Source organism: Marinomonas colpomeniae, assembly GCF_014803385.1.
GTDB lineage: Bacteria > Pseudomonadota > Gammaproteobacteria > Pseudomonadales > Marinomonadaceae > Marinomonas > Marinomonas colpomeniae.
Map to the genome: position 1 here is coordinate 88,938 of NZ_JACYFC010000002.1, position 20,482 is coordinate 109,419.

19 protein-coding genes are annotated in these 20,482 nt (G+C 41.3%); 10 read left to right on the forward strand and 9 right to left on the reverse strand.

Annotated features, from left to right (window positions below; translation table 11 throughout):
* Positions 1 to 77: 77 nt before the first annotated feature.
* The 5 genes from IF202_RS05630 (at position 78) to phoR (ending at position 4,879) form a co-directional block, all read left to right on the forward strand.
* The gene (locus IF202_RS05630; RefSeq protein WP_191593916.1) at positions 78 to 1,346 is read left to right on the forward strand and encodes an HDOD domain-containing protein; all 1,269 of its coding nucleotides are present in this window, start codon (positions 78 to 80) and stop codon (positions 1,344 to 1,346) included.
* A gap of 7 nt (positions 1,347 to 1,353) precedes the next feature.
* Positions 1,354 to 1,914: a chorismate--pyruvate lyase family protein gene (locus tag IF202_RS05635; RefSeq protein ID WP_191593917.1), complete on the forward strand. Its 561-nt coding sequence runs from the start codon at positions 1,354 to 1,356 to the stop codon at positions 1,912 to 1,914.
* Complete coding sequence (gene ubiA / locus IF202_RS05640) at positions 1,911 to 2,765, forward strand: 4-hydroxybenzoate octaprenyltransferase (protein ID WP_191593918.1); 855 nt, start codon at positions 1,911 to 1,913, stop codon at positions 2,763 to 2,765. The genes IF202_RS05635 and ubiA overlap by 4 nt, the downstream gene beginning before the upstream one ends.
* Before the next feature lie 84 nt (positions 2,766 to 2,849).
* On the forward strand, positions 2,850 to 3,545 hold the full coding sequence (gene phoB, locus IF202_RS05645; protein ID WP_191593919.1) for a phosphate regulon transcriptional regulator PhoB: 696 nt from the start codon (positions 2,850 to 2,852) through the stop codon (positions 3,543 to 3,545).
* Positions 3,542 to 4,879 carry a phosphate regulon sensor histidine kinase PhoR gene (gene phoR, locus IF202_RS05650; RefSeq protein WP_191593920.1) on the forward strand — a complete coding sequence of 446 codons (1,338 nt, stop codon included), beginning with the start codon at positions 3,542 to 3,544 and terminating at the stop codon, positions 4,877 to 4,879. Before phoB ends, phoR begins: the two co-directional genes overlap by 4 nt.
* 61 nt (positions 4,880 to 4,940) lie before the next feature.
* Here the strand turns inward: phoR and IF202_RS05655 are convergent, their stop codons facing one another.
* Both IF202_RS05655 and cysZ read right to left on the reverse strand, forming a co-directional pair.
* Entirely contained in the window at positions 4,941 to 5,810 is an 870-nt protein-coding gene (locus IF202_RS05655; RefSeq protein ID WP_191593921.1) for a response regulator, read from the reverse strand.
* Positions 5,810 to 6,589 carry a sulfate transporter CysZ gene (cysZ, locus tag IF202_RS05660; protein ID WP_191593922.1) on the reverse strand — a complete coding sequence of 260 codons (780 nt, stop codon included), beginning with the start codon at positions 6,587 to 6,589 and terminating at the stop codon, positions 5,810 to 5,812. The genes IF202_RS05655 and cysZ overlap by 1 nt, the downstream gene beginning before the upstream one ends.
* A 187-nt stretch (positions 6,590 to 6,776) precedes the next feature.
* On the opposite strand from cysZ, the gene IF202_RS05665 reads away from it, so the two are divergent.
* From IF202_RS05665 to IF202_RS05675, 3 genes are read left to right on the forward strand one after another with little or no spacing between them, the layout of a single operon-like run.
* Positions 6,777 to 7,286 (forward strand): molybdopterin-dependent oxidoreductase, encoded by a 510-nt coding sequence (locus IF202_RS05665; RefSeq protein ID WP_191593923.1) that lies wholly within the window; start codon positions 6,777 to 6,779, stop codon positions 7,284 to 7,286.
* A gap of 6 nt (positions 7,287 to 7,292) precedes the next feature.
* Positions 7,293 to 9,113, forward strand: a complete 1,821-nt coding sequence (locus IF202_RS17670; protein ID WP_191593924.1) for a sensor histidine kinase — start codon at positions 7,293 to 7,295, stop codon at positions 9,111 to 9,113.
* Positions 9,110 to 9,445, forward strand: coding sequence for an Hpt domain-containing protein (locus IF202_RS05675; protein WP_191593925.1), 336 nt, complete (start codon positions 9,110 to 9,112; stop codon positions 9,443 to 9,445). Before IF202_RS17670 ends, IF202_RS05675 begins: the two co-directional genes overlap by 4 nt.
* Before the next feature lie 13 nt (positions 9,446 to 9,458).
* Here the strand turns inward: IF202_RS05675 and IF202_RS05680 are convergent, their stop codons facing one another.
* The 7 genes from IF202_RS05680 to IF202_RS05710 all read right to left on the reverse strand — a co-directional run bounded on the left by IF202_RS05680 (position 9,459) and on the right by IF202_RS05710 (position 17,745).
* The gene (locus IF202_RS05680; protein ID WP_191593926.1) at positions 9,459 to 10,001 is read right to left on the reverse strand and encodes a GAF domain-containing protein; all 543 of its coding nucleotides are present in this window, start codon (positions 9,999 to 10,001) and stop codon (positions 9,459 to 9,461) included.
* A 141-nt stretch (positions 10,002 to 10,142) separates the two neighbouring features.
* Positions 10,143 to 10,856, reverse strand: coding sequence for a phosphate signaling complex protein PhoU (gene phoU, locus IF202_RS05685; RefSeq protein WP_191593927.1), 714 nt, complete (start codon positions 10,854 to 10,856; stop codon positions 10,143 to 10,145).
* A gap of 14 nt (positions 10,857 to 10,870) precedes the next feature.
* On the reverse strand, positions 10,871 to 11,701 hold the full coding sequence (gene pstB, locus IF202_RS05690; protein WP_191593928.1) for a phosphate ABC transporter ATP-binding protein PstB: 831 nt from the start codon (positions 11,699 to 11,701) through the stop codon (positions 10,871 to 10,873).
* A 20-nt stretch (positions 11,702 to 11,721) separates the two neighbouring features.
* Complete coding sequence (pstA, locus tag IF202_RS05695) at positions 11,722 to 13,437, reverse strand: phosphate ABC transporter permease PstA (RefSeq protein WP_191593929.1); 1,716 nt, start codon at positions 13,435 to 13,437, stop codon at positions 11,722 to 11,724.
* Positions 13,437 to 15,695: an ABC transporter permease subunit gene (locus IF202_RS05700; protein ID WP_191593930.1), complete on the reverse strand. Its 2,259-nt coding sequence runs from the start codon at positions 15,693 to 15,695 to the stop codon at positions 13,437 to 13,439. The genes pstA and IF202_RS05700 overlap by 1 nt, the downstream gene beginning before the upstream one ends.
* Positions 15,696 to 15,805: 110 nt before the next feature.
* Positions 15,806 to 16,774 (reverse strand): PstS family phosphate ABC transporter substrate-binding protein, encoded by a 969-nt coding sequence (locus tag IF202_RS05705; protein ID WP_191593931.1) that lies wholly within the window; start codon positions 16,772 to 16,774, stop codon positions 15,806 to 15,808.
* Between the two features lie 407 nt (positions 16,775 to 17,181).
* Positions 17,182 to 17,745 (reverse strand): hypothetical protein, encoded by a 564-nt coding sequence (locus IF202_RS05710; RefSeq protein WP_191593932.1) that lies wholly within the window; start codon positions 17,743 to 17,745, stop codon positions 17,182 to 17,184.
* A 792-nt stretch (positions 17,746 to 18,537) separates the two neighbouring features.
* On the opposite strand from IF202_RS05710, the gene IF202_RS05715 reads away from it, so the two are divergent.
* Positions 18,538 to 19,056 (forward strand): TRAP transporter small permease subunit, encoded by a 519-nt coding sequence (locus IF202_RS05715; protein ID WP_191593933.1) that lies wholly within the window; start codon positions 18,538 to 18,540, stop codon positions 19,054 to 19,056.
* A 3-nt stretch (positions 19,057 to 19,059) separates the two neighbouring features.
* A complete protein-coding gene (locus tag IF202_RS05720; RefSeq protein ID WP_191593934.1) occupies positions 19,060 to 20,448 on the forward strand; it encodes a TRAP transporter large permease in 1,389 nt (462 codons plus the stop codon).
* Positions 20,449 to 20,482: the final 34 nt, after the last annotated feature.

Below are 20,482 nucleotides of genomic sequence, written 5' to 3' on the forward strand. Positions count from 1 at the left end.
AAATCTGGTATATTGAAAAGCCCCGAGAGGGGCTTTTTTACATCTGTCACTTAATGCATGTTTTAGCAGAGATTTTTATGGAACAACCTTCAGATCTTCAGCCCAGTCAAAAAATACGTGTTGTGCATTTAGCTGATCACACAGGTCGCCTACAGGTTCTTTTTCCAGAAAGTAGCATGCTCGATATTGCGGCTGTTTCTCGTATTACTAAACGTCGCTTTGAGCCTATTGCACATTCCCATAGTAATGGTGATGCTCTTATCAAGCCAAACAGCGTGATGACAATATTAGAAGCAGATATGCTTGCTGGTAGCTCTTTTTCAATTCGCACCAAAAGTAATGGTCAGCGTAGAGATATCTCTAGTAGTGAATTGAAAAAGCTATTTTCTGGACCATTAAACAGCTTCAACAATATATCTATTGACGCACCCTTGATAAAAAAGCCCGTCGATAATCATGAAGATGATGAGGAACAAATTCTACAAGCACTGGGACGGTTTCAGTCTATTCGTCTTAAACAACGACTTGAAGAGACATTGGAAATTCCACCATTACCTGCATCTTCAAATAAGATTATTCGCCTTTCATCTGATAACAGTTCTGGTACAGATGAGTTGTGCGACGTTATCGCGTTAGACCCTAGCTTGGCGGCACAAGTTGTCAGCTGGGCATCGTCTCCTTATTACGGAGCCCCAGGGTCAATAGAATCTGTTGAAGACGCTATTATTCGTGTATTAGGCTTTGAAATGGTGATGAATTTAGCCCTGGGGCTTTCTATGAAAAATGCCTTCAAAACACCAGAAGAAGGACCACGACATTACCAAGATTTTTGGTTAGACTCTGTAACCAACGCTGTTTTAGTGGAATCCTTAGTAAAAGCAATGCCCGCAGAAAAACGTCCTAAAATTGGTCACGCGTACCTTGCTGGCTTGTTGCATAATTTTGGCTTCTTAGCCATCAGCACTATTTTACCACCTCATTTTTCTATTCTGTCTCGATATCAAGAAGCGAATTCACATCTACCGGCTGAGCTGATTGAGATGCAAATATTGCACTTCACAAAAGAGCAGCTAGGGTCTTGGTTATTACGCTATTGGAGCCTACCAGATAATATTTGGACAGCCATTCGATACAGTAAAAAGCCCCACTATTATGGGGAACACGCTATTTTGGCAAAGCTACTTTATGTATCACACCAACTTCGTAATGATGTAGAGATTGAACCTGAAGTACTAAGCCAGATAGGCCTGTCTCTTGAAGAAGCAGAAGCATGTCAGCAAGAAGTCTATCAATCGTCCGCTGAGCTACATAAAATGGCTGATTTAATTAATAACATAAGCGCTTAATTTTATTATGACTTTGATGAATCAATCGGCCGCGCTACAGTTTGACTACCGCTGGGCGCCTATACATCGAATTAATAAGATAAAAGTATCCCAAGCATTGTGGCCTTGGTTGATCACTCAGACCTCTCTCACTGCAAAGTTACAAAGCCTTGGCACATTGGCGGTTGAAGTCATTGATGACGCATGGGGAACACCTACAACCCGCGAGCGGAGACGTCTTAACCTGCGCCCTCGTGAAGCCGCTAGAATTCGTACCGTATTATTAAAAGTAGATGGAATTGCAGTGATTTATGCGCGCTCTATTATTCCAGCAAGATCTCTACGAGGACATTGGCGACAGGTAAAACATTTAAAAGATAAACCATTGGGTGGCTATTTATTTCAACATAGAGCGCTTACTAGAAGCGGTATAGAGGTCACTCAATTACCTAAAAGCATGTTCCCAAACCAGCCTGAGCCTTTATGGGCAAGACGCTCAGTATTTCAGCAGTTCGGTCCGGGAATATTAGTCAATGAAGCCTTCTTTGATGAAATTAATCACCTAACAGCGCCGCTTGGATTTTTATGAGTAAGCTAAAAGATTATACAGAGCTCACGCGTTTTAACCGCCCTATTGGGTCATTTTTACTGATGTGGCCAACATTGTGGGCATTATGGTTAGCATCTGATGGCATACCTGATTTGCACTTAATAATTATCTTCGTTTTAGGGGTATTTAGTATGCGGTCGGCTGGCTGTGTCATTAATGATTACGCAGATAGAAAAGTCGACGGCAGTGTAGAGCGAACAAAAAATAGACCTTTGCCATCGGGTCGTGTGTCAGAAAAAGAAGCTTTAGGTCTTTTCGCAGCACTCTGTATATTAAGCTTTGTTTTAGTACTCTTCACTGATGTAAGAACGATCTTATTGTCTGTTGTCGGACTAGGGCTTGCTGCTCTTTATCCATTTATGAAGCGATATACGCACCTACCTCAATTGTTCCTTGGCTTGGCCTTTTCTTGGGCGATCCCAATGGCATACAGTGCTCAAGGTGGTGATTTAAGTGACCCGATATTGTGGATGCTATTTGTTGCCAACTGTTTTTGGACGATTGCTTACGACACATATTATGCGATGACAGACCGTAAAGATGACCTAAAAATTGGCGTAAAGTCGACGGCGATCTTATTTGGAGAATATGATTTATTTGTCATCCTTTGCTTGCAAGCTTTAACCCTGTCTCTTTTGACGTGTATTGGCTTACTAGCAGGACTTCATTGGTTATACTTTATTTCACTATTGGTTTGTGTTGGACTCTTTTATCAGCAATTCCAACAAGCCAAAGATCGCGAAGAACAGGCTTGTTTTCGGTCTTTTTTAGACAATAACCGTGTTGGTTATTGTGTATTCATTGGTTTAGCCGCGAACTTTTTTATGTAATATATGGCAAAGTTGTGACAATGTAATCTAATTGTCACATAAGGTCGATTTAATGAAACCGTTCCTGAGATGAGGGTATATCCTGTGACCGGTAAAAAAGTATTAATAATTGACGACGAATCTTCCATACGCGAAATGATTGCCATTGCACTTGAAATGGCAGGTTACGAGTATTTGGAAGCAGAAAATATCCAGCAAGCTCATGAAATCATTGTCGACCATCGACCTGATCTTATTCTTGTGGATTGGATGATGCCTGGCGGCAGTGGCATTGAGCTCACGCGCCGTCTGAAAAAAGACACCACCACGGCTGAAATCCCTGTGATTATGCTGACGGCAAAAAGTGAAGAAGACAACAAAATACAAGGTCTAGAAGTCGGTGCGGATGACTACATCACCAAACCTTTTTCACCTCGTGAATTGGTTGCAAGGTTGAAAGCAGTATTACGTCGCGCAACACCTCAAGGTATTGACGAGCCAATTGAAATTGAGGGCCTTACTCTTGATCCAATTAGTCAGCGAGTAACCATCGGAAACCGCCCATTAGACATGGGACCAACGGAATATCGATTACTAAAATTTTTAATGACTCACCAAGAACGAGCCTACTCCAGAGCACAGCTTTTGGATCAAGTTTGGGGTGGTAATGTCTATGTGGAAGAACGTACCGTTGATGTTCATATTCGTCGATTACGTAAAGCCATTGGCAGCTCCCATGACTCCTTGATACAAACAGTGCGAGGGACAGGTTACCGATTTTCAGCAAAAAGGTCCGCATGAAAAACGTTTGGCGAAACACCATTATTAGTTGGCTCATCGGATTAGCAGCCTGTGTTGTCATCGGCCTTATTCTTGGACAGTTACTCGGTGTTTTGCTGCTGTATGTTCTAGGCTCTCTGTATTGGCAACTTTACCAGCTCTACCAGTTCCATAATTGGTTGCGCTACTCTGGAAAAGCGGCACCTCCTGAAGCCAGTGGTATTTGGGGGCAAGTATTTGATGCTGTTTATCGTTTACAGAAAAAACAACGTAAATCTAAGCGTCGCATGCGCCAAGCCCTAACTCGAATTGAAAGCTCGACCACCGCCTTAAAAGAAGGTGTCATCATGGCGGATAATCAGGGTAATTTGGAATGGTGGAACAACTCCGCTGCGCATTTTCTCGGTCTTATGCGTCCTGTAGATCGAGGTCAAATAATTACCAACATTGTCCGCAGTCCTGAGTTTTTCCGCTACTTTTCTCAAAAGCGTTTTGGTGAACCTTTGGTTATTCAGTCTCCAGCCAAAGAAGGCGTTTATTTAGAAATTCAAACCACACTGTACGATAAAAACGATCATTTAATATTTGTTCGTGACGTAACCCGTCTGCACCTATTAGAAAAAATGCGTAAAGACTTTGTTGCCAATGCATCTCACGAGCTCAAAACCCCTCTAACCGTTATCAAAGGCTATTTAGAAACGCTTAGTATGTTTGCAGACAGTTTGCCAAAAAGCATGCAGAAAGGCATCGTCAACATGTCTGAGCAATCTGAACGTATGGAACAGCTAATTGAAGATCTTCTGCTGCTTTCTCGCTTAGAAAGCGATGACAAACGAGAAGAAAATCAATGGCATAAAATATCAGATTTAACTCAGTCTATTCAGAAAGCAATAGAACCGATTCTGACTGGTGAGCATACGCTGATTATCGATATTCCCGATGACGCACGTTTATACGGCTCTTATAAAGAGTTATACAGCGCATTCTCTAACCTCATCGTCAATGCAGTGAAATACTCACCTGATGGTGGCAACATAGAGATAAAATGGGAATCGAGTGATTTAAATGGTGTTTTTTCTATTAAGGACTCTGGATTAGGCATTGATCCTAGATACATTCCTCGATTAACAGAACGTTTTTTCCGAGTAGATAAAGGTCGGGGCTCTAAAACAGGAGGAACAGGTCTTGGTCTAGCTATCGTCAAGCATGTATTACTACACCATGACGCGAAGCTACAGATACGGAGTCAACCTAATTACGGAAGTACTTTTTCATGTCACTTCCCAGTAAGCAGGACCAGAACGGACAGTATTCAGACGATATCACCCACTCATAATGATGAGCCAACCATGTAAAAAATGAAAAAGGGAAGCTAGCAATATACCAACTCCCCTTTTTTAATTACTCTAAATTGAATTATAAACTATCAAACAACTGACCAATAAAGTCTTCTTTTTCCTTATCTTGATCTATCAAACCTAGTGTTACCGTCAAAAACGTTGAGTCATGCTTCTTCTCAGTGGTCGCTACAGCTTGAATATAATAGTTCAAACGATTCACAGTACCTTTATGTTCTAAATCCAATACAGCCTGCCCTAACACTTGAGGAACAACGTCATCACTTTTGATCAACATAGTCGCTACTTGCTTACTAAACTGAATGACCATGCAACGAAATTGCTTACCTTCAAAACGAACAATTGTTGGAACCTTGACGTCTTTTATAGAGGGATCTTTCAGGAGTTTTTCGGCTTTTACTGGTGCCTCTGGTGTAGTGAATTTTGTCGCTTCCACCGGCTTCGATGACTTATTAGCGCCCATTAACACATCAATAGAAGCTGCTTGCACACCACCAGCCCCGCCAGAGCTTCGAGGGTCTTTTGCCGTCAAACGCTTTTCTAAACCATGTTTTTTAGCGGCTGAAAGTACTTTACTGCCCAGCTGATCACCTGAAAATGGCTTGCCGAGATAATCTGTCACACCTGCCTGTACCGCTTCCACCACATGACTTTTATCACCACGACTAGTAATCATGACGAAGGGGACATCTTCTTTTTTATATTCGGGCTGTTCTCGGCACCATTTAAGTAACTCAACACCTGTCATTTCAGGCATCTCCCAGTCACATAAAATCATATCAAACTTCGTTTTTAAAAGAAGTTGCTGTGCTTTACGGCCATTTATCGCGTCTTCAACCTCAACTGCAGGAAATTGCTTTCGTAAAGCTCGACGGATTAAATCACGAGTAAATGAAGCATCATCTACAACCAATATTTTTAGCGACATCACAATGTTCCATTAGAGCGATCTAGCAAGGCTGAAAAATCGCCATGTTCTGATCTAAAAACCGAAATCCACAAAAGTGTTGCTGCCACAACAGCAATCGGCATTACAAATAAGTTAAAGAAAGGAATGGTTAAGCCCACCATCACAATCCCTCCAAAAGTCCAACACAACAAAGGCTTAGTACGTAATGCCATTCTCATGTCATGAAATTTCACTTTATTATTATCAAATGCATAGTCCATATACTGAATCGATAACATCCAGCATGAAAACAATAATAGCAAAACAGGCGCAATAACATTCACTATTGGTATAAAAGACAACAAAAGTAACAAAATAAAACGAGGTAAGAAATACAGTATCTTTTGAAGCTCTCTTTGCAAGGATCGCCCAATGATTAATAAAACCACCGTTGCCGTTAATTCTTCATCAAATATTTTTCCTGTTTGTTTTTCTTCTACCTTTTCAGCCAAAAATGCCATAAACGGTGCCGCTAAAATATTGATACCGACTGAAAAACTGTAAAATAAAAGGACACTAATAATCGCGCCAAAAATCAAATAAAACAGCCAATTCAAAAAAGAGACCCACTCAGGCACGTACCCCATAGCGGAATCTAATAAGCTCTGAAAATAGCTGAATGCCACCATATAGATTAAGCCCATCAGAAAAAAATTCGCCAATAGCGGTACTAATATAAACAATCGTAATTCTTTTGATAGGACTAAGGGTAAAGCTCTTAAAAAAGCACTCGCGGCTTTAAAGGGGTGTGTAATCACAGAATCTCTTGCCTTTTGTTTTCATTAATATAATTAGGTGCAGAATATCACGACCGCTTTCATGGCTCCACACAGTACAGTGAATAATGTAATACCACTTTATTCACTGTGTATTAATCACACAAATATGTTTTTTTTGTTTATGATAGAGAAATAATCTATGAAGTGGAATTTAAGGTTTTTTATTATGCGTTTTTTATGTTCTTCAACATTACTGTTTCTCTCTCTTCTATCTGCATCGTCTTATGCGTTAGACAAGCCAAAAGATAGAGTGATATTGACCATATCAGGAGCAATAAGTACAACGAATGTAGGACAAGAGGCTCAATTTGATTTGGAGATGCTACAAGCACTGCCACAACATACTATTACAACGCACAATCCATGGACTGAAGGTGAACATACCTATCAAGGCTTTTCTCTTAAAGATTTACTAGACAGTTTGGGTAACCAAGGTACTCTATTGCAAATTTCTGCCCTCAATCAATACATGACGGAGGCACCTTTGAAGGACTACACAGTTGAAGGTGCTATTCTTGCGACCCATCAAGACGGTAAACCAATGAGCGTCAGAAAGCTCGGTCCTATTATGGTCATCTATCCATTTGATACCAACAACGACCTTAAAACTGAAGTGTATTATGGTCGTTCCGTTTGGCAGGTTAGCCAGATAAATACACTTATCATAACGGAGTAATGAACAGTGCCTTTATTCGGGAAGAATGCGTGGCGATCAAAATTAAAAAAATGGATTTTATATGGCTTTATTACACTTATTATAGCAATAGCGGTGGCGGTATCCGGCATCATCACCTACACCAATGACAGTGCTAAAGATAATAATCGTAGAGTGCTCGAAAACTCGCTATGGAACGCTCTTCAGCTACAAATACAGTCATACCGCTTTCTCAACTACCTAATTGAACTTGAGGACAGCGACTACCCTCTGAATGGCAATGCACTTTTTGAATATGATTTATTAATGAGTCGGGTCGATTTACTTACAGAAAGTAGAGTCGGTTCCCTCATTCGTAGCTTCGAAGAAGGACGTATTGTTAAATTGATGAACATTGCTAATGGTGAGTTGGAACTCCTTAGTTTTAATGTCTCTCAGCTAGAAAATGGAGACACCTCCTACCTTCCAAACTTAATTAGTCGAATTCAGCGTATTGAAAAACAAATCAACGAATTAATGACATTGATTAACAAAGGCAATATTGAGTACAAAAACAATCAAAATCAGAAGCTAAAAAATAACTTAAACGCGATTGAACTCCTTTCTATTACCTTGCTTACTTGTTTATTATTACTCTGTTTTTTCACCGTGAAAATATTGTCTGAGCTAAAAGTAGCAATCAATGACAACGAGAAAATCAAAGGCATAATACAAACAAACAATGAGGATAAAGCAAACATATTATCTTTTATTCACCAGGAAGTCCGCTATCCAATAAACGCTATTTTGAGCATCGCTAAATCGCTAAAAAACAGCAAAGCTATACACTCTCCTATGATGCTGTCTAAAAACATCGAAGAGTCTGGACTCCAGTTACTTCAAACCATAGAAATGTTTTCTGACTTGGCTCTTATTGAAGCAAACAAGCTGACGTTATCGTCCACTACTGAGCACTTACAAAACAATATTGAAGCCTGTATTTCTATTCTGGAGCCTCAGATGTCTCGTAAAGGACTACAGAGTATTGTTTACATTGATCCTACGTTATCAACCTATGTGAGTTTTGACTTTATTCGAGTCAAAGAGATTATTACAGCCTTACTTCAAAACGCCATTATCCATTCCCCTACTGGCAGTATCAGTGTGCAAATCAGGTCCTCATTATTAAGCGCACCGCTTGTGCCCCCACCAATAAATACACAAGAAGTAAAAATGCTGCAGATCGCAATCAAGGACACAGGGCTGGGCATGTCTAACCAGTCTCAACAAAAGTTAAGAATTAACCCTTCTTTATTGATAAAGCCTGAAGAGCCTATACTAAGTAAGGTCGACTTAAATTTGGCCTTGTGCCATAAGTTAATTCATCTAATGAAAGGAGAAATGCACTTTTCCTGCATTCCTCAAAAAGGTTGTGAATTTTGGCTCGACATTCCCTTTCATGTCACCAGTAATAATAACGAAGCCAAATTGAATACGAGCATTGTTGTAGAAAACAAAAGAAAAGCATTATTAATAGAAACAGATAAACATTTAGCGCAAGTAATAGAACTACAGCTAGCTGCTTTAAATATTGAGGCTTTATGTTTAGAAGAAGTTAACATTTATGAAAACAAGCATTATGACCTTATCATTCTAGGCAATATGACTTGGTTTGAACACTATGGTCATGAAGCAATTCAGCAATGGAGTGACAGGGGTTTTCCAATACTCAGCTACTACCCTCAAGTTATTAAAGAAGCTCAACGACCTATCACGCCTCTTTACTTTCCATTAATACAAAGTCAGCTAGAGAAGATTATTTGTGATCTATTTAGCACTCAAGAGAGTACACAGGACAAAGAAACATGATTAATTTTTCTCACTTAGACTCTCTCACTGATTTATTAGGAAAAAGTGTTATAAACCAAATTCGATTAGATTATGAGGAAGACAGTACACAAAAAATGATAGGGTTAGAGGAGGCTTGGAATACAAAAGATTATGAACAACTTCAACACATAAGCCACTCACTCAAATCTTCCAGCTTGAACATGGGAATGCAATTTTTTGCAGCAAAGTGTCAATGTATTGAAAATGCTGCAGGACAAAAAAATGAACTGGATATAGCCAACGTGATGGATGGCTTATCCGAAATACATCAGCAATCGTTAAAAGAGCTTCAAGCCTACTTTATCGATTGAGTCATTCGATTACCTAGGCTTTAAGTGGAAAGCTCCATGTAAAATCAGTCGCTTCAATAAAGGTAACAACAAACTTTTCCAACCCAAGCTGATCAATCTCTGAAAAGCGTCCCACACTTGGACTGTCCATATCAAATACGGCAACAAGATTCCCTTCAACCACAACAGGTATTACTACTTCAGATGCGGATGCAGCATCGCATGCGATATGCCCTTCAAACGCATGCACATCATGAATACGCTGTGTTTCAAGTGTTTTAGCAGCATTACCGCAAACACCTCGGCCAAAAGGAATACGAGTGCAAGCAACATTGCCAACATAAGGCCCAAGCACAAGCTCACTTTCACCAAGGGATTTACCGTCTACTAACTTTTCACGAGAAAAATAGAAGCCAGACCAATTAAGATCTGGAATAGTTTGCATGACAAAAGCAGCAAACTGAGCGGCGTTACAAATTAAATCACGCTCTCCACTTAACAAAGCGGCTAGTTGAACATTGAGTTCGTTGTAGTTATCTTGAGGAGAAACAGTAGAATCAACTTTTATGGTAAACATCGAACTTTACACCAGATCAAATAAAAAATTGATGATAGCAAAGTATGTAAAAGAGAAAAATAAAACGCCTAAGAAAGAATCGACCCCTTGTGATTACAATACAAGACAACACTAGTATCAATAACAAGAGGTCGGCATCTCCTAAACGTCTTTTACTTCACTAGCCAGATCGTTTACATGGACATGACGCACATCTATACCTTTCACCATGAATATCAAATGTTGGCAAGTATGACGAGCGTGATCGCCAATACGCTCAAGAGAACGGAGCACCCAAATCACATTGATTACACTGGAAATGCTACGTGGGTCTTCCATCATATAAGTCACTAATGAGCGAAGTGCCGCTTCGTATTCTCTATCTACGTCACGGTCTTGTTTTACGACTTTAATCGCCGCGTCAATATCCAATCGAGCATATGCATCAAGTGCATCATGGATCATGCGAGACACTTTTTGTCCAATTCGATTAATCTCCACATAACCTCGTGGGGACTCACCTTCATGAATTAGGTTCAGGGTTAAGCTGGCAATTTTTTTCGCCTCATCACCAATACGCTCCAATTCGCTAACCGCTTTATTGATCGATAAGACCATGCGTAAATCAGATGCAGCAGGCTGACGCTTTGCTAAAATACGTCGACACTCTTCGTCAATCAAACCATCTAACTGATTAACCGTTGCGTCTTTTCCCTTCACGACTTCCGCTAACTCGCCATTGCTGTCTAGCAAAGCTTGAACAGCATCTTGTACTTGTGTTTCGACCACACCACCCATGGTTAAAAAGTGTTGGCGTAGCATTTCCAGCTCATTGTTAAACTGCTGAGAAATATGATCCGTTGTTAGTTCTTTCATAGTTCGTCCTCCGCCTAGCCGTAGCGACCTGTGATGTAGTCTTCTGTTTGTTGCTTACTTGGATTTGTGAACAAGGTATTTGTGTCTCCAAATTCAACCAAATCCCCTATGTACATGAATGCAGTATAATCCGATACACGAGCCGCTTGTTGCATATTGTGCGTCACAATCGCAATAGTGAAGTCCTTTTTCAACTCATGAATAAGCTCTTCAATTTTAAGCGTAGAAATTGGATCCAACGCAGAAGCAGGCTCATCTAGCAACAGAACTTCAGGTTTCACAGCAACCGTACGCGCAATAACTAAACGCTGTTGCTGACCACCAGACATACCAAGTGCACTTTCGTGTAAACGGTCTTTTACTTCGTCCCACAATGCCGCAGAGCGCAATGCCCACTCAACCGTCTCATCCAGAATACGTTTCTTATTAATACCCTGAATACGCAAACCGTAGGCAACATTCTCGTAAATGCTTTTTGGGAATGGGTTTGGCTTTTGGAACACCATACCAACACGACGACGCAATTCAGCCACATCTGTGCCTTTCGCATAAATGTTACTGTCATGCAGGTTAATTTCGCCCGTAATACGACAGCTATCCACCAAATCATTCATACGGTTAAAACAGCGTAGCAAGGTTGATTTACCACAACCAGACGGTCCGATAAACGCGGTAACCTTTTTTTCAGGAATAATCATATCTATTCCCTTTAACGCTTCTTTTTCACCGTAATACAGGTGCAAATCGTTTACAGAAAGACAAACTTTTTCATCTTCAATGCGCAAAGCCTGTTGGCTGCGTTGCATTGCTGAAATATCAATTGAGTGTGTTTTTACTTCGCTCATAATAATCTCTTCTCCACCGCTTACATTTCTAGCGATTTGTATTTTTCACGTAGATGATTTCGGATCGTTACTGCTGATAAATTCAACAAAGCAATAACCATTACAAGTAAGAACGCTGTTGCATAAACTAGCGGTCGTGCCGCTTCCACGTTCGGGCTTTGGAAACCAACATCATAGATATGGAAGCCTAAGTGCATGAACTTCTGATCTAAGTGAATGAATGGGTAGTTTCCATCCAATGGCAAGGTTGGAGCAAGTTTTACCACACCCACCAGCATCAGTGGCGCCACTTCACCGGCGGCACGAGCCACAGCTAAGATAACACCCGTCATGATCGCAGGACTCGCCATTGGCAAGACAACACGCCATAGGGTTTCTGCTTTTGTCGCACCCAATGCCAAGCTGCCTTCACGAACATTACGAGGAATACGTGATAAACCTTCTTCTGTCGCTACAATAACCACAGGCACAGTTAATAGCGCCAAGGTAATCGATGCCCACATCAAGCCACCCGTACCAAACGTTGGAGAAGGAAGTGCTTCTGGGAAGAAAGCTTCATCAATACCAGAGCCGAGGAAGTAGATAAAAAAGCCCAGACCAAATACACCATAAACAATCGATGGCACACCTGCTAAGTTATTTACAGCAATACGAATAATGCGAGTCACAATACCTTGTGTAGCGTATTCACGAAGATAAACCGCAGCGACAACACCAAAAGGCGTAACCAAAACGGTCATCAACAATACCATCATCACCGTACCGAAGATCGCAGGAAAAACGCCACCTTCTGTATTTGCCTCACGAGGATCGTCCGTTAGGAATTCCCATACTTTATTGAAATAGAATCCCAGTTTCGCCGTAACACCCATCGCATTAGGACGGAAAGCATGAACGATTTTAGAAACTTGCACCTCATGAAGCGTTCCATCCATCACTTGAACCGTGAAAGAATCACGATTAATAGCTTGATAAAGAACGGCTAATTTTTCTTGCAATACAGCGTATTCAGCATCGTGAACACTGCGTTCAACCGCTAAATCGGCTTCTACTGCTGGCGTCAAGTCACCGCTCAATTCAAGGCGACGCTGCTTAAGTCTAATTCGCTCAAGTGCATAGTTGATTGTGCCGATTTCTGACTTTTCGATTTCTTTGATGTCTTCATGGATAGTTGACGCGCGTTCAATGCTTTTCTCAAACGCAGCCCATGTCGCCAATGAAGAATCAGTTTCCGTTAAATCATTTGTTTGAGAAATAATTTGTCCGTCATTTTTAACCGACTTAAGGTAACCGTAAAGGTTGCCCCATTCATGACGCTCTGCCGCAAACAACATGCTTGGTGTTTTGATATCGCTTAAATACTTATCAAGTACCCAACCAAAATCCGCACCGTATACATCACGGTTACCCATTTTCAATAATGTACGCTGCAAAATCGCATCTTCATTTTCTGGAAGATTGACACCCGCCTCACGCAATTGAGCAGAGGTTACATCAACGCTTTCAACGCGTTCAGCTGCTACCGTGTAAGCTTTCTCACCTGGTAAAGAATACGTTGCTTGCATTACGTCAGCTGGCCAAAAATGCCCTAAGCCACGAACAGCAATCAACAATAATAAACCCACAACCATGATGACAGAAATCGCCACAGCACCTGCATTCAACCACACCCATGGATCACCAGATTTCACCCATTCGGATACGGTTTTCTTTTCCATCTTAATTTCGCTACTCATTACAATGATCCGTATTTTTTGCGTAGGTGCTGACGCACGGTTTCAGCGATCGTATTCACTACAAAGGTAAATATAAACAGAACAAACGCTGCCAAGAACAAGATACGATAATGTGAACTTCCTACTTCGGACTCAGGTACTTCTACGGCAAGATTCGCCGCCAAGGTACGCATTCCTTCGAAGATATTGAAGTCCATAATCGGAGTGTTACCTGTCGCCATAAGAACGATCATGGTTTCACCTACCGCACGACCCATACCGATCATCACTGCAGAGAAAATACCTGGACTCGCCGTTGGTAATACCACGCGAGTCATTGTCTGCCAGTACGTTGCACCCAAGGCTAATGAACCTTGCGTTAACGCTTTTGGCACACTGAAAATCGCATCTTCGGTAATAGAGAAAATCGTCGGAATAACCGCAAAGCCCATCGCAAAACCAACCACCAACGCATTACGCTGGTCGAAAGTCACACCAAGATCGTGTGTGATCCAGCCGCGTACGTTTCCACCAAAAAAGTTCAATTCAATAATTGGACTCAAGGCCAAACAAAACCACGCAAGGAACACGATCACAGGGATCAATAACAATGGCTGCCAACCGTCTGGCACTAACCAACGAATGTTTGTCGGTAAACGCGACCAAAGGTAAGCGAATAAAAGAATACCCACCGGCAAAACAACCAAAATACTAAAGGTCGCTGCCAAGTTCTCTTCCAAGAAAGGAGCGAAGAATAAACCCGCTAAGAAACCCAAGATAACGGTTGGTAAGGCTTCCATTAACTCGATCACAGGTTTGATCTTACGGCGCAACGCTGGCGCCATGAAGTAAGCCGTGTAAATCGCGCCACAAATCGCCAATGGCACAGCCATTAACATCGCATAAAGCGCGGCTTTTAACGTACCAAATGCCAAAGGCATCAAGCTGTATTTAGGCTCGAAGTCATTATTGGCCGCGGAAGACTGCCAAGTGTAAGTCGGTTCTGGGTAGCTTTCGTACCAAACCTGTGACCACAAGGAAGACCAAGATACTTCAGGATGCTCGTTATCAACATGATAAAAATGCAAACCTTTACCGTCTTCTAACAACAATCCATTTGCGCGTGGTGCAAAACTAATGAGTCGCGCAGTGTCATCGCTCAACCGTTCATCAATCACTTTACGAGTAGAGGTTGCATTGTAAATCGCGACTAAACCACGATCATCCACTGTCGCAAATCCTTTACGACGCTGCTCCATTGCGATATTCACCAAGGGTTTTGGCTGCTGAACATCACGGATAAAATGCAATTTTTCTTCATTGGTTGCATCATCACGAACATTAAACCATTGACTCACACGACCAGAAGAATCTGCCACCATAACCGATGTCTGACCCAACAAGTACGTCATAGAAACCAGCTTGGCGTCGCCTTCTAATAAAGAGATACTGTCTTTCAGACTGATGTCATCAAAGTCACGAAGATCAAACTCACTCAACTCACCCGTACTTGTCGCCACGTACAAAGAGCGTTGATTACCACTGATCAATACGCTTTTAACGTCTGTAATAAAGGGTAGAGACTCACGCTGTTCAGTCAGCTCAACTTCTTCCGTGATGAAATTAACGTCTTTCGTCACTTTTAAAATAGCGCTTTGAGAAGCACCCAATGCCGCGATAGTTAAACCGTCTTCACTGTCACGAATCGCAAGACTATTGATCGCGAAGTCCGCTACATCAATGGCCTCTTCACCATAAGGATACTCAAGGAAAGGCGTAATTAAGCGAGCACTATCAGGATAAGTAATCCGGTAATTATGTTTTACGATCAAAACCTTACCGTCTTCATAACCAAAAGCTAGTAAATGGTTTGTATCAGACTCTACCGTGAAACCTGTTACTTTCTCATCACGAGGGCTTTCAATCGTATTAAGAACAGAACCGTCAGCAATCGTAAAGAAGACAATGCTGCCATTACTTGCAACACGCATCCCTATTTCAGACTGTTCTTCCGTTGTTAAATAAAGGCTTTCACCTTGATCTTCTGCAGGTAAAGAATAGCTTGCCTTAGCTTCGATAGAAGCACCTGAAAACAAAGGAGCCACTTCATAAAGAAGGTAGAAAAAAATCAGCAATACAGCAAGAATTACGCTGCTACCGCCAATGGCAATACCCATTCCAGCCGCTTTGTCTTTTAAGGCTCGAAGTTTGCGATGGCGCTTTAGAGCAGGTGTATTGAAATCCAGCTCAGGCACTTGATGGTCAGTTGGTTTAGTCATCCGAATTCATCTTTTTAGTGTGACAATTTTATGACAAGGAAGGATCAGCAAAAAGCAGGATAGCGTTACGCCACCCTGCTTTTGCATTTCATCCGAATCGCTAAGCTTACTTATTTAATACCTAGAGTTTTAAGGTATTTGTCAGCAACTTTAGCTGGTAGAGGGACATAACCGTCTTTTACAACAACCTCTTGACCCATTTTCGAAAGAACCATTTTAACGAACTCACGTTGTAGAGGCGCTAATGGCTTGTTCGGTGCTTTGTTTACGTAAACGTAAAGGAAGCGAGACAGTGGGTATTTACCTGTTGCTGCATTCTCTGGTGTTGCTTCAACGAAAGCGTCACCTTCTTTCTTAGACAATGCTAACGCACGTACAGAAGATGTTTTGTAACCGATACCAGAATAACCAATACCGTTAAGTGATGTAGAAACAGATTGAACAACAGAAGCAGAACCAGGCTGTTCGTTTACACTGTTTTTATAATCACCTTTGAAAAGGGCGTTTGATTTGAAGTAACCGTAAGTACCAGATACTGAGTTACGACCAAACAATTGCACGTCGCGGTTAGCCCAAGCACCAGTCAAACCAGCTTTGCCCCAAGTTGTAATATCTTCGCTGTGTCCACCTTTACGAGTAGAAGAGAAAATTGCATCTACTTCAGGAAGAGACAAACCTTTTACTGGGTTATCTTTATGAACAAAAACCGCTAATGCATCGATCGCTACAGGGATTGCAGTAGGCTTGTAACCGAATTTTTTCTCAAACGCTGCGATCTCTTTGTCTTTCATAGTACGAGACATAGGGCCGAAGTTAGAAGTACCTTCAGTCAATGCTGGTGGCGCAGTTGAAGAACCTGCTGCCTGAATTTGAATGTTTACATTTGGGTATAGACGTTTAAAGTCTTCAGCCCACAATGTCATAAGGTTGGCCAACGTATCAGAACCAACACTTGAAATATTTCCTGAAACGCCGCTTGCCTTGTTGTAAGACATAAGACCTGAATCAACATCTGCAATAGCGTTAACAGAAACGCCCATTGCCGCAGTTACTGCTAAACTTGCAACTAGTTTTTTCATCACATAAACCCCAATGGTTATAGTCAAAAATTAATGAGCGGCTGCTCATATCTCGTTCGATGGGGTTACTATAAAAAAGGGATGTGACAATAATGTTACATAGTGAAATATTTCAAAAAAAATTTGAAGAGAGGATCAAATTAAGCCGAAAGACATAATTGTTTTGAAAGGGCCTGCCCCTTTAGGACGAATAATAGTGATGAGATAACAGACGAACGATTCAATCAGACTCGTTTATCGTACAAACTCGAAGCAATAAAAAAAGAACATGGAAATGTTCTTTTTGGAGAAATTCTACAGCCTCAACGCCGTTGTATGGGGCTGGAGTGCAGTTGCTGATTTTTGTGGTTTCCACCACAAAAAGCGGCAACGAAACGGAAGTCCCGCATGACAACCTTGTTAGGTGATTACCCACGAGACACCCATTCAGAGACGATAGACCTTGCAAGCGTGAATTCAGGTAACTTCGTATTAGAGGCGATAATTCTCTCTGCCTCAGATAATTCAGTATTTTTCAGTTTGCACCTATTAAAATAGCTTTTAAGCTTTTGTTGGTGTCGTTTGATAGGCCTATCAGCCCCAGCTAAAATCCAATACACGATACTAACAAATGCATCTTCATGCTTGTCCTCCAGCCTTAAAATATTGGCCATATCTTCATGGACGCTGGCGTCAAGCGCTAGAGCTTGATTAGCAGTAAACCCTGATCGGTTAGCGTGCTGCATATAGAATGATTTTTGCTCTTGATAATGACCCCAGGCCTTATCATATTCCTTATTTTTAACCGCCGCCTTAGCCTTGTGGCCAGCCTCAGCAGCCTTGCCAAGAAAATCATTTCTTTGGAAATCGTCCATTACCTCCTTAGCGCAATTTTCAAACTCTAAGTCAGGTTTTTGCTTTTTCCTTTTGAATATACTGAACAATCCCATTCGATCACCTAACAGCTTAATAGTGCGCATGCGCGTTATCATTTTTATCCCCAGCGCGTTATCTCTGCGCTGAAAACCCTTATCCATTGATATTAAAAGACTTTTTATTTATCTACCAGTACAAACGCGCAAATCAATGATTATTTTTTAGACAAAACGAGCAAGGAACTGGCTATCGAAAAATAGACTGTGCATTAATACCGTTTTTTTAATTTTATCCACAAGGAGTGTGTGATGCCATTGACCCCTTCTCTTAACTTAATTAGAACCGAACTTCACTTACGCAGTTATTGCTTAAAAACTGAAAAGCCTTATCTGTATTGGATTAAGTACTTTATTCATTATTAACCGCTCAAACATCCAGCGGAAATTATTCGATTCAATCCCGATTGAACGACTACACGGAATTTATTAGTCATTGAATGGCGCTCTCTCTTCAATCCAATAGTGCTAATCCATACCTTACGTAAAATATCGACTAGGAAGTGTTCGTCGTATCTATAAGCAATGAGACGTTAAAGATCTAAAAGAGACCTTTTGGTTACTTTTGCGGCTCTGGGGAAAAGTTACCCGCCCAGCAGGGCGGAAAGAGGCGAGTTGATACAAAGCGCTTGAACGAAGCATAAAGCCCTAAATACTATAAAAAACCTCTTTTAGAGCACTTTTATACAAAAAAACCACCTAACGCCCTCTTGTAGCCCACTGAAACATTCACATGCGTGGCGATATCCCATAAACTAGCGATCCGGTTTTTTACTCTTTATTTCATTATTTAGATGGCATCTTAAAAAAGACTGGGAAAACAATGATGAAAAAAACACTGTGGGTATTTCAATGTTAAACAAACTGGTCTGTTTGGCCGACACCGTTTCCCAATACACAGGGAGATGTGTTGCTTGGCTTACTCTAATGATGATGCTGCTGACTTGCCTCATCGTACTGCTACGCTATGGTTTTGATATAGGCTCTATTGCAATACAAGAATCTGTCCTTTACCTGCACGCTTTAGTTTTTATGTTAGGTGCGGCTTATACCTTTAAAGACGACGAGCATGTTCGTGTGGATGTGTTTTATCGTGAGTTTTCTACTTCTAAAAAAGCATGGGTAAATATTATTGGCGGAGTTTTCTTGTTACTGCCATTTACACTTTATACCGCTTACCTAAGCATTGATTACGTAAGCGCATCTTGGCGAGTACTAGAAACCTCCGCAGAACCGGGTGGTTTACCTTTTGTATATCTACTAAAAACACTGATTCCTATGATGATGGTGAGTCTTATTATTCAAGGTGTAGCGGATATTGTGAAAAATATTGGCATTATTAACGCCGTTAAATCCGCTAAGAGGACTTAAGTCATGGCCGAATTTCTCCCTTTATGGCTCTTTGCTGGCGTTTGTGCCTGCTTATTGTTTGGTTACCCTGTGGCGTTTTCATTGGGCGGAACCGCGCTAATCTTTGCCGCAGTAGGATCACTTTTTGGCACCTTTGATGGTGTTTTCCTTGAAGCGTTACCAAACCGTTTATTCGGCATTATTGGTAATGAAACACTGATTGCCGTTCCCTTATTTGTTTTGATGGGGGTGCTCTTAGAGAAATCCAAACTAGCTGAAAAGCTACTTGAGTCTATGGCAATGCTGTTTGGCACCATGCGTGGTGGTCTGGGTATTTCTGTCATTCTAGTAGGCATGTTGCTAGCCGCAAGCACAGGTATTGTTGGTGCAACGGTTGTAACTATGGGCATGATTTCATTACCAACCATGTTACGTCGTGGCTACGACCCTTCTTTAGCGGCTGGTACTATTTGTGCAACAGGTACATTAGGCCAAATTATTCCACCTTCTATTGCGTTGATTTTATTGGGCGATGTTATGTCCAATGCCTTCCAAAAAGCACAATTAGAAATGGGGATCTTTTCTCCTAAAACCGTTTCTGTGGGTGATTTATTTGTTGGTGCTTTGATTCCTGGTTTGATCTTGGTAGCTCTGTATATCGCTTATGTTCTTGTTGTCGCTTGGCTACAACCTCATAAAGCTCCTGCCGTTTCTCGTGAAGAATTGCGTAATGGATCAACGGAATCTTTGGCCGTTCAGTTAATCAAAGGTTTAGTGCCTCCGCTAGCTTTGATTTTCGCGGTTTTAGGATCAATTCTTAGTGGTGTTGCAACACCAACGGAAGCATCTGGTGTTGGTGCACTAGGCGCGGCCTTATTAGCGTGGGCAAGTGGCAAGCTTAGCTTCCCAACACTAAAAGACGCAGTCTATTCGACAACTAAAGTCACTTGCATGGTGTTCATGATTCTTATCGGTGCATCACTTTTCTCTTTAGTCTTCCGTGGGTTTGGTGGTGAAGAATTAATTCAAGACTTTTTTTCACAGCTCCCAGGTGGTGTAGTTGGCGCTATGATTGTCGTTATGTTGCTAATGTTCTTCCTTGGCTTCATTTTAGACTTTATTGAAATAACTTTCGTTGTGGTGCCTATTGTTGCTCCTGTATTACTTGCTATGGGGTTAGATCCTGTTTGGTTGGGCATTATGATGGCAATTAACTTACAGACATCTTTCTTGACGCCGCCATTTGGTTTCGCTTTGTTCTATCTACGTGGTGTTGCGCCACCAGAGCTCAAGACACAATCTATTTATAAAGGCGTGTTGCCTTTTATCGTTATCCAGCTTTTTGTTTTATTGATGTTATCTCTCTGGCCAGAGCTAGCAACGTGGTTACCAGAACAAGTTTATGCAGATTAATAAGTAAAACGACTGACGATTTAAAAAAATAAAT